The following is a 10451-nucleotide window of genomic DNA, read 5'->3' as shown; positions in this document are numbered from 1 at the left end:
CCCCCCCCCCGCTCGGCGCGCGGCCCGGCGGCGCACCGTCGCACTGCTCGCCGCCGCCGCAGCGCTCGGCGCAGCCGCGATCGGCGTCTGGCAGCTGATCCCGCAGTCGCTGCGGGCCGAGGCGCCGACCAGCGGCAGCGTCGTGCAGCCGTCGTGGAGCGCCGAGCCGACGGCGCCGGCCGCGACCGCAGAGGGCGCGACTGCTCCGGTGAGCACGGCGGTGCCGGTGCCCACGAGCGTCGGCCGCCAGGACGCATCCGTCACCGCCTCGGCAGCCATCGATGCCCCCACGCGGGTGCGGGTGCCCTCGGTCGGCATCGGCCTCGACGTCGTGCCCGTGGGCGTGCGCGACGACGGGCAGATGGATGTGCCCGAGCTGGTGCGCGAGGTCGGCTGGTACCGCTTCGGGCCGGAGCCCGGGGCCGAGGAGGGATCGTCGGTGCTGGCAGCGCATGTCGACAGCGACCGCGGCCGCGCGCCGATGGCCGAGCTGCTGAGCGCCGAGGCCGGCGAGGTCGTCGAGATCGAGACCGCCTCCGGGCGGCTGCTGGGCTTCCGGATCACCGCGGTCGAGCAGTTCTCGAAGGACGAGCTGCCGCTCGACGCGATCTTCGCGCGCGACGGCGAGCACGTGCTCCGGCTCATCACGTGCGGCGGGGAGTGGGATGCCGCCGCCGGCGCCTATGAGGACAACATCGTCGTGACGGCCGTGCCCGATGCGCCGTGACCCAGCAGCGCGAGTGGTACGTTTCGGCCGTGTCGGGCGAGGATGCTGGCGAGGTCGACCGGCTCTCGCGCGCCTTCGCCGCCGACCCTTCGCCCGAGATGCTGCGACTCGTCTACGAGCGCTGGGGCGGGCTCGTCTATGCGCTGGCCTGCCGGGCGATGCCGGCGCACGACGCGGAGGACGTCGTGCAGCAGACCTTCGTGTCGGTGTGGCGCTCGCGCGACGCCTACGACCCGGCGGTCGCGCCGCTGGGCGCCTGGATCGTCACGATCGCCCGGCGCCGCATCGCCGACCACTGGAGGCTGCGCTCGGCGAGCGAGCTCGCCGTCGATCCGGAGACGCTCGCCGGGGCGCTCGAGCGCGGTGAGGGGGATCCGGTGATGGATGCGGTGGAGGATGCCATGACGGTGCAGCAGGAGCTCGAGCACATCGGCGAGCCCCAGCGCACCATCGTGCGGCTCGCCGTCATCGAGGACCGGTCGACCGCCTGGATCGCTGAGACGCTGTCGATGCCGGTCGGCACCGTGAAGAGCCACCTGTCGCGCGCGCTGCGCCGACTGCGAGACCGATGGGAGGAGACGCATGCAGCATCTGCCTGATGACGCGCTGGCCGCGCTCGCCCTCGGCGAGCAGCCCGCGCCCGACGAGGCCGCCCACCTGAAGGCGTGCCTCGCCTGCCACGACGAGGTCGCGTCGCTGCGCGCGGCGGCCGCGCACTACCGGCACGTCGACGTCGCTCCCCTGCCGACGCCCGCCGGCGTGTGGGAGCGGATCGCCGCCGAGATCGCCGCGGAGCCCGGCCTCGCTGGCGCCGCCGCGGCCGTGGACGCGGGAGTGGGTGCGGCGGCGGGCGACGCCGCTGCCGGCGAGCCTCGGCCGGCCGATGCGCCCGTGACGTCGATCGACGTCGCACGCCGCCGTCGCCGCCGCTTCAGCGCCGGCGCGCTCATCGCCGCGTGCGCCGCCTCGGCCGCCGTCGCGGCGACCGCAGCGGTGCTCGTCGTCGCGCAGCTGAACGGCCCGGCCCCGTCGGCGAACGTCGCGCAGGCCGTGCTTGACCCGCTCGGCCCGCTCGCGCCCACCGTCACGAGCGCCCGCGCCGAGGTCGTCGAGCAGGACGGCCAGCGGCTGCTGATCGTCGACGCGGATGCGCTGCCGCAGGTCGACGGGTACCTCGACGTCTGGCTGCTGGATGCGCAGGCGCAGCAGATGGTGAGCCTGGGCGTGATGGATCGCGCCCAGACGCGGCTCGCGCTGCCGGCCGACCTCGACCTCGCCGCCTACCCCATCGTCGACGTGTCGATCGAGCCCTACGACGGCGATCCGACCCACAGCGGCGCGAGCATCTGGCGCGGAGCGCTCGAGGGCTGAGGCCGCGAGCGCCCCGCCGCGTCAGCGGTGCGGCCAGCGCCGCAGCGCCCGCTCGATGGCGGCCGCGGTGCCCGCCGCGACCGGCTCGACCAGCTCGAGCAGCGGCTGGCCGTCGCGGCCGGCGCCGGCGGGCCAGCGCCAGCTGCCCACGACGCGACCGTCGACGAGCACCGCGGGCCGGAAGACGCCGTTGCCGCCGGGCACGATCGCGGCCAGCGCCGCCGGGCTCGCGACGAGCGAGCGATCCTGGTAGCCCAGCAGCCACTCGTCGAAGCCGGGAACCAGCGTGACGCCCGCGCGCCTGCCGGGCTCGCTGCCCGCCGCCACCAGCATCGGCTCGTCGCCGACCAGCACCCGCTCCAGCGCGCCGCTGCCGTCGCTCCCGGTCGCGCGCTCCAGCGAGGCGCGGATCGCGCGCTTCGGCAGCCCCAGCCACCAGGCGGCGTCGTCGGGCCGCACCGGGGCGCGCGCGAGCGCGAAGCGCAGCAGCGCCTCGTCGAGCGCCGCCTGCGGATCGGGCACGGCCGGCGCCGCGCCGCCGACGAGCAGCTGCGCGGCGCCGTCGAACGGCCCGAAGCGCACGAGCCCGTCGTAGGCGAGCAGCGCCAGCAGGTGGTAGCCGCGGCCCCCGCCGGTGTCGATGCCGGCGGCCTGCCACGCGTCGAGCACCGCCGGCCGCGCGGTCGGCCCGGCGTCGAGCAGCCCCACGAGCACCTCGGCGGCACGGTCGGCGAGGGCCTCGTCGATGCCGCGCACCGCGCACATGCGCCACTCCTGCGGCCGCATCCGCCCGGCGGTCGCGGCGTGCAGCACGGCCAGGTCGGCGGGCGTCGCCACGAAGAGCGTGCCGCGCATCGCCCAAGAGCGCACGAGCTCGCCGCGGTCGAACGCCGCCCGCACGTCGTCGAGCGTCGTGCCGGGCGCCGAGCGGATCGCGATGGCCCGCAGCACGGCCGGCAGATCCTGCCCCTGCACGGCGACCATGCGCGCGACCGCCTGCGCGGGGGTGCGCCCGGGTGCGCCGAACGCGTGCGCGACCAGCCGCATCCGCCTCGCCTCTGCAGCGGTGATCGAGGCAGCGGTGATCGAGCGCATGCGCTCACCGTAGTGCCGGCCGCCCACGCGGACGGACCCGTCCAGCCGGCTCGTCCTGGGCCCAGGCCGAGGGCGGGAACGGGTCCGCGCGGAGTGTGCCGCCCGGCTCAGCCCTCCAGCAGGCTCGTCACCAGCGCCGCGATGCGCGAGCGCTCCGAGCGCATCAGCGTGATGTGGCCGAAGAGGTCGTTGCCCTTCAGCGTCTCGATGACGCTCGCGACGCCGTCGTGCCGACCCACGCGCAGGTTGTCGCGCTGCGCGACGTCGTGCGTGAGCACCACCCGCGAGTTCTGTCCGATGCGGCTGAGCACCGTCAGCAGCACGTTGCGCTCGAGCGACTGCGCCTCGTCGACGATCACGAACGCGTCGTGCAGCGAGCGGCCCCGGATGTGCGTGAGCGGCAGCACCTCGAGCATGCCCCGCGCCGCCACCTCGTCGAGCACGTTCTCGCTCACCAGCGCGCCGAGCGTGTCGTAGATCGCCTGCCCCCAGGGGTTCATCTTCTCGTCCTTGTCGCCGGGCAGGTAGCCGAGCTCCTGGCCGCCGACCGCGTAGAGCGGGCGGAAGACGATGACCTTCTTGTGCAGGCGACGCTCGAGCACGGCCTCGAGCCCCGCGGCCAGCGCGAGCGCCGACTTGCCGGTGCCGGCCGAGCCGCCGAGCGAGACGATCCCGACCTCGTTGTCGAGCAGCAGGTCGATCGCGAGCCGCTGCTCGGCCGAGCGGCCGTGCACGCCGAACACGTCGCGGTCGCCGCGCACCAGCGAGATCTCGCCCTTGCGCGTCACGCGGCCGAGCGCCGAGCCGCGCTCCGACGAGATCACCAGGCAGGTGTTGAGCGGCATCCGCTCGACCAGCGCGGTCGACAGCCGCTCGTCCTCGTAGAGCCGGTTGATCTGCTCGCCCGACAGCGCCAGCGTCTCGGTGCCGGTCCAGCCCGAGTCGACCGCCTGCTCGGCCAGGTACTCCTCGGCCGAGAGCCCGATCGACGCGGCCTTGACGCGCATCGGCATGTCCTTCGAGACGACGCAGACGTCGAGTCCGTCGCCGGCGAGGTTCGAGGCGACCGCCAGGATGCGCGAGTCGTTGTCGCCCAGCTGCAGGCCGCTCGGCAGCACCTGCTGGTTCGTGTGGTTCAGCTCGACGCGCAGCGAGCCGCCGCCCTCGGTGGGCACGGGGAAGTCGAGCCGCTGGTGGGCGACGCGCAGGTCGTCGAGGTTGCGCAGCGCCTTCCGCGCGAAGTAGCCGATCTCGGGATCGTGCCGCTTCTTCTCGAGCTCGGCGATCACGATCACGGGGATCACGACCGAGTGCTCGGCGAAGCGGTGGATCGCCCCCGGGTCGGACAGCAGCACGCTCGTGTCGAGCACGTACGTGCGCTGGCGGGTCTCGAGGCCGGTGGCCTCGGCGGATCCGCTGACGGGGGTGGTGGCGAGTTCAGGCACGTGACGCTCCTCTCCGACCGAAGTCGGATCACGCGGCCGTCGCCTCCTCGTGTCGCTCGCTGGCGCGATGGCCGCTCGCTCGCCGGGCGGAACTGCCCGACAAGGCCGAATGTAGCCGCGAGCCCTATGGCCGGCACCGGAAGACACACCGAGTGCATCCAGTGTTCACCTGGAGGAGACCTTGAAGGTTGTCAGCGCCCGAAGCGGCGCTCGCGCTGCCCGTAGGCGCGCACCGCGCGGAGGAAGTCGACCTCGCGCAGGTCGGGGCCGAGCGCCTCGACGAAGTAGAACTCGCTGTGCGCGCTCTGCCACAGCATGAAGTCGCTGAGCCGCTGCTCGCCGGAGGTGCGGATCACCAGGTCGGGATCGGGCTGGCCGGCGGTCGACAGGTGGTCGGCGAGCAGGTCGGGCGTGAGGCGCTCGGCGATCGCGGCGGGCGACTCGCCGTCGGCCTCGACGAGGATCCGCTTGACGGCCTCGACCACCTCGTGCCGGCCGCCGTAGCCGACGGCCAGGTTGACCACGATGCCCTGCTGGTCGGCGGTGCGGGCGACCGCGCCCTCGAGCGTCGCGATCAGCGGCTCGGGCAGGCCCCGCGTGTCACCGACATGGCGGATGCGTCGGCCCGGCTTCCGGGAGAGGTCGTCGGTGAGGTCGGCGATGATCTCGCACAGCTCGTGGAGCTCGTCGCCGCTGCGGCCCGTGAGGTTGTCGCGCGAGAGCAGGTAGAGGGTGACGACCTCGACGCCGATCTCGGCGTTCCAGTCGACGAACTCGTGCAGCTTCGCCGCGCCGGCGCGGTGGCCGTGCCCGACGCTGGCGAGCTTCTGCTCGCGCGCCCAGCGGCGGTTGCCGTCGATGATCATGGCGATGTGGCGGGGCGTGGCGCCCGCCTCGAGGTCGCGCTTCAGCCGCCGCTCGTAGTAGCGGTAGACGAGCCTGGAACCCGGGGCGCTGCGCAGTCGCACCCGACGAATCTATCGCCAGTCGAGCGGAGCGCATGCTGGGCACGGCACTGCGTACGCCGTACGCTGTACCCATGCCCGCCCAGCCCGAGCCCTCCTCCGCCGCCGACGCAGCGCATCCGGCCGACGACGACGCCGTGCCGCACCTGCCGCTCATCGAGGCGGCCGGCGACGAGATCGCGGAGGCCGAGGTCGAGCAGAAGCCCAGCTGGCGCGGCTGGATCCACGCCGTCACGGCGCCGCTCGCCCTGATCCTCGGCATCGTGCTCGTGACGGTCGCCGACGGCGCGGTCGCCACGGTGTCGACGGCGGTGTACGCCGCCTCGTGCGTGCTGATGTTCGGCGTCTCGGCCGTCTACCACCGCTTCCACTGGCAGGAGCGCACCCGCGTGGTGCTCAAGCGGCTCGACCACGCCAACATCTTCCTGCTGATCGCCGGCTCCTACACGCCGATCGCGCTGCTGACCCTGCCCTCCCCGACCGACTGGATCCTGCTGACCGTCATCTGGGGCGGCGCGCTGCTCGGCATCGCCTTCCGCATCTTCTGGCTGCACGCGCCGCGCTGGCTGTACGTGCCCATCTACCTGGCGCTCGGCTGGGCCGCGGTGGCGTTCCTCGGCCAGATCTGGGCGGCGAACGCGGTCACCGCGGCGCTCGTCATCGCCGGCGGCCTCGCCTACACCGTCGGCGCGGTCGCCTACGGCCTGAAGAAGCCCAACCCCTTCCCCGGCCGCTTCGGGTTCCACGAGATCTTCCACGCCTGCACGCTCATCGCCTTCGCCTGCCACTGGACGGCGATCCTGCTCGTCGCGGTCGACCCGCCCGCCTGAGCGCAGACGCGGGGTGCGCTCTCAGCCGTCACCCGACGCATCCGCCTACCGTGGTGCGATGCGCCTCGCCCGAGCCTGGGCCGTCGTCGCCGTCGCGGCTGCAGCGCTGAGCGTCGGCGGCTGCATCCTGCTGCCGCCGCCGCTGCCGGGCCGCATCACGCTGCCGCCCGTCACGCCGATGCCGCCGCCCGCGCCGACGAGCGACCCGCGGCCGGGCGGCGCGGGCGCCGTCGAGCCCGACCAGCCGATCACCGAGGGCGACGAGACGGCCGCCGACACCGGCGCGATGTACGCCGGCTTCGACGGTCGCACGGGCACCGGGCTGCTGCCGGACGCGGCCGTCGACCGCGTGCTGCCGCCCACCGATGGCGCACCCGTGGTCGCGCGCGGCATCGCCGTGCCGGAGAGCGATGCGGGCGACGAGCTGCTGCCCGGCGTCGACCACCGCGGCAGCGACAACCTGCTGCTGACCACCTCCGGCCGGCTCGACCTCGCGAGCGCCGCGGCGACGTTCAGCTGCAGCGGCACGGTCATCAACAGCGACTCGGGCCTCGTGGTGCTGACGGCAGCCCACTGCATCTTCGACGACGAGACGCGCGACTGGTACGACCGCATCGCCTTCTCGCCCGGCTACGAGCGGGGCGAGGCGCCGTTCGGCACCTGGGTCGCCGAGTCGTGGTGGGTGCCCCAGCAGTACCTCGAGTCGAACGAGCGCTGGCTCGACGGCGCCGACGACAACGGCTGGATGGGCTTCGACTTCGGCTTCATCCGCTTCGCGCCGCGCGACAGCCAGACGCTCGAGGATGCCGTGGGCGGGCAGGGCGTGAGCTTCACCGCGGAGACGAACGGCGTGCTGCTGGCCGGGTACCCGGGCAACGCGCCGTTCGACGCCGAGGTGCTGCGCTACTGCGCCGACGCGCGCCTCGACTACGGCCGCGGCGGCGACCCCAACTACGGCACCGAGTGCGGCATGGGCGACGGCGCCTCGGGCGCCGCGTTCGTCTCGAACCTCGACGCGGCGACCGGCGCGGGGCACATCACCGCGGTCTACTCGAACGCGGGCGACTCGGGCGCCTTCGGCCCGCCGCTCGGCGTCACCGCCTGGAACGGCCTGCAGCGCCTCGACGACTAGCGGCGAGGCGCCCGCCCTCGATCAGCGCTGCTCGTCGTCCTCCACCTGGCCGAACGCGCCCACCTTCTTCGGGGCCGCCTTCGCCTGCTTGTCGGCGGCGCGGCGCTGCTGGCGGTTGCCGCCGCCGGGCTGCGCGGCCGCGGCGACCGCGGGGTTGCCGCTCTTCGTGCGCGCCTTCGCGGTCGCGGCGCCGAGCTCCTTGCCCTTGGCGTCGAGCACCGACGCCTCGCCGTCCTCGTCGGGCGCCGAGTAGGTGAGCGCCGTGGTGTCGTCCTCGGGCACCTCGAGCCCGCCGCCCTCGATGGCGGGCGCCTCGGGGCTCTGGCCCTGCTGCACCTTCACCTCGAGGTTGAACAAGAACTGCACCGACTCCTCGCGGATCGCTGCCATCATCTGCTGGTAGAGCGCGAAGCCCTCGTTCTGGTACTCGACGACCGGGTCGCGCTGCGCCATCGTGCGCAGGCCGATGCCCTCGCGCAGGTAGTCCATCTCGTACAGGTGGTCGCGCCACTTGCGGTCGATGACCGACAGCACGACGCGCCGCTCGAGCAGACGCATCGCGGGCGAGCCGAGCGACTCCTCGCGCCGCTCGTAGGCGATCCTGGCGTCCGAGACGAGCTGCTCGTAGAGGAAGTCGGCGGTCAGGCGCGGCGCCTCCGCCACCACCTCGTCGATGCCGATGCTCACGGGGTAGATCGTCTTGGCCTCGCTCCAGAGCGCCTCGAGGTTCCACTCGTCGCTGTCGCCGCCCACGGCATGCGTGGCGACGAGGTCGCGGATGGTGCCCTCGATGAAGCCCTGCACCCGGCCGGCCAGGTCGTCGCCGTCGAGGATGTGGCGGCGGTCGGAGTAGATCGCCTCGCGCTGGCGGTTCATCACGTCGTCGTACTTCAGCACGTTCTTGCGCATCTCGGCGTTGCGCGACTCGATCTGGCCCTGCGCGGAGCGGATGGTGCGGGTGAAGATCTTCGACTCCAGCGGGATCTCGTCCTCGCCGGCGTCGACCGCCAGGAAGCGCTGCGCCACCGAGCCGCCGAACAGGCGCAGCAGGTCGTCCTGCATCGACAGGTAGAAGCGGCTCTCGCCCGGGTCGCCCTGACGGCCGGAGCGCCCTCGCAGCTGGTTGTCGATGCGGCGCGACTCGTGGCGCTCGGTGCCGAGCACGTAGAGGCCGCCGGCCTCGACGACCTTCGAGGCCTCGGCGGCGACCTCGGCCTTCACCTCGGCGAAGACCTCGTCCCAGCGCTCCTCGTACTCGTCCGGGGTTTCCGACGGGCTGAGGCCCAGCTCCTGCATGCGGGTGACGGCGAGGTGCTCGGCGTTGCCGCCGAGCATGATGTCGGTGCCGCGTCCCGCCATGTTGGTGGCGACGGTGACCGCGGCCACGCGGCCTGCCTGCGCGATGATCGCCGCCTCGCGGGCGTGGTTCTTGGCGTTCAGCACCTCGTGCGCGACGCCGGCCTTCGACAGCAGGTTCGCGAGGTACTCGCTCTTCTCGACGCTGGTCGTGCCGACGAGCACGGGCTGGCCGGCCGCGTGGCGCTCGACGATGTCGTCGACGACGTGCTTGAACTTGCCCTCCACCGTCGCGTAGACGAGGTCGGGGCGGTCGTCGCGCTTGACCGGCTTGTTCGTCGGGATCGGCACGACGCCCAGCTTGTAGGTCGCCATGAACTCGGCGGCCTCGGTGTCGGCGGTGCCGGTCATGCCGGCGAGCTTCTCGTAGAGGCGGAAGTAGTTCTGCAGGGTGACCGTCGCGACCGTCTGGTTCTCGGCCTTGATCTGCACCCCTTCCTTCGCCTCGATCGCCTGGTGGATGCCCTCGTTGAAGCGGCGCCCCTGCATGATGCGGCCGGTGTGCTCGTCGACGATGAGCACCTCGCCGTTCATCACGACGTAGTCGGAGTCGCGCTTGAACAGCGCCTTGGCCTTGAGCGCGGTGTTCAGGAAGGAGATGAGCGGCGTGTTCGCCGACTCGTAGAGGCTGTCGATGCCGAGCAGGTCCTCGACCCGCTCGATGCCGGGCTCCAGCACGCCGACGGTGCGCTTCTTCTCGTCGACCTCGTAGTCGACATCGGGCCGCAGCCGCTTGGCGATGCGCGCGAACTCGCCGAACCAGCGGTTCGCCTCGCCGGCGGCGGGGCCGGAGATGATGAGCGGTGTGCGGGCCTCGTCGATGAGGATCGAGTCGACCTCGTCGACGATCGCGAAGCCGTGGTCGCGCTGCACCATGGCCTCCTTCGAGTGGGCCATGTTGTCGCGCAGGTAGTCGAAGCCGAACTCGTTGTTCGTGCCGTAGGTGACGTCAGCGGCGTACTGCTCGCGGCGCACCTCGGGCGTCTGGCCGGCGATGATGCAGCCGGTGGTCATGCCGAGCGCCCGGAAGACGCGGCCCATGAGCTCCGACTGGTAGCTCGCCAGGTAGTCGTTGACCGTGACGACGTGCACGCCCTTGCCGGCGATCGCGTTCAGGTAGGCGGCGATCGGGGCGACGAGCGTCTTGCCCTCACCCGTCTTCATCTCGGCGATGTTGCCCAGGTGCAGCGCTGCTGCGCCCATCACCTGCACGTCGTAGGGGCGCATGCCCAGCGTGCGCTTCGCGGCCTCGCGGACGGCCGCGAAGGCCTCGGGCAGCATGACGTCGAGCGGCTCGCCATCGGCGTAGCGCTGTCGGAACTCGGCGGTCTCGCCTGCCAGCTCCTCGTCGGTGAGCTCCTCGAACGCGTCCTCGAGCTTCGCGACGTCGGCGGCGATGCGCTCGAGGCGGCGTCGCAGCCGGCCCTCGCCGGCGCGCAGCATGTTCTCGAAGAAGTTGGCCACGAAGGGTGCCTCCCGTGCACTGGGGGAACGGTCAAAGATAACGGTTCGATAACCGACTGCCCATCG

General features: G+C 72.9%; 9 protein-coding genes. 5 read left to right on the top strand and 4 right to left on the bottom strand.

Annotated features, from left to right (window positions below):
* The 3 genes from Q9250_RS07670 to Q9250_RS07660 all read left to right on the top strand — a co-directional run.
* Positions 1-727: class F sortase (locus tag Q9250_RS07670; protein WP_306231279.1), on the top strand; the 727-nt coding region annotated here is incomplete at its 5' end.
* Complete coding sequence (locus tag Q9250_RS07665) at positions 724-1326, top strand: RNA polymerase sigma factor (protein ID WP_306231278.1); 603 nt, start codon at positions 724-726, stop codon at positions 1324-1326. The genes Q9250_RS07670 and Q9250_RS07665, both read left to right, overlap by 4 nt.
* A complete protein-coding gene (locus Q9250_RS07660; RefSeq protein ID WP_306231277.1) occupies positions 1310-2098 on the top strand; it encodes an anti-sigma factor in 789 nt (262 codons plus the stop codon). The genes Q9250_RS07665 and Q9250_RS07660 overlap by 17 nt, the downstream gene beginning before the upstream one ends.
* Before the next feature lie 21 nt (positions 2099-2119).
* On the opposite strand, the gene Q9250_RS07655 is transcribed toward Q9250_RS07660, so the two are convergent.
* From Q9250_RS07655 to uppS, 3 genes are all read right to left on the bottom strand, one after another.
* Positions 2120-3193, bottom strand: a complete 1074-nt coding sequence (locus Q9250_RS07655) for a winged helix DNA-binding domain-containing protein (protein ID WP_306231276.1) — start codon at positions 3191-3193, stop codon at positions 2120-2122.
* A 107-nt stretch (positions 3194-3300) separates the two neighbouring features.
* Positions 3301-4638: an RNA 5'-3' helicase PhoH2 gene (locus Q9250_RS07650; RefSeq protein ID WP_306231275.1), complete on the bottom strand. Its 1338-nt coding sequence runs from the start codon at positions 4636-4638 to the stop codon at positions 3301-3303.
* A gap of 191 nt (positions 4639-4829) precedes the next feature.
* Positions 4830-5606, bottom strand: a complete 777-nt coding sequence (uppS, locus tag Q9250_RS07645) for a polyprenyl diphosphate synthase (RefSeq protein ID WP_306231274.1) — start codon at positions 5604-5606, stop codon at positions 4830-4832.
* Between the two features lie 71 nt (positions 5607-5677).
* On the opposite strand from uppS, the gene trhA reads away from it, so the two are divergent.
* On the top strand, positions 5678-6433 hold the full coding sequence (trhA, locus tag Q9250_RS07640; RefSeq protein WP_306231273.1) for a PAQR family membrane homeostasis protein TrhA: 756 nt from the start codon (positions 5678-5680) through the stop codon (positions 6431-6433).
* Between the two features lie 58 nt (positions 6434-6491).
* Entirely contained in the window at positions 6492-7565 is a 1074-nt protein-coding gene (locus tag Q9250_RS07635; protein ID WP_306231272.1) for a trypsin-like serine peptidase, read from the top strand.
* A gap of 21 nt (positions 7566-7586) precedes the next feature.
* Here the strand turns inward: Q9250_RS07635 and secA are convergent, their stop codons facing one another.
* Complete coding sequence (gene secA, locus Q9250_RS07630) at positions 7587-10385, bottom strand: preprotein translocase subunit SecA (RefSeq protein WP_306231271.1); 2799 nt, start codon at positions 10383-10385, stop codon at positions 7587-7589.
* Positions 10386-10451 lie beyond the last annotated feature (66 nt).

The organism is Agrococcus beijingensis, from assembly GCF_030758955.1.
Taxonomy (GTDB): domain Bacteria; phylum Actinomycetota; class Actinomycetes; order Actinomycetales; family Microbacteriaceae; genus Agrococcus; species Agrococcus beijingensis.
Note: the sequence above shows the minus strand (reverse complement) of the source record. Positions and strands in the feature narration are given on the sequence as shown.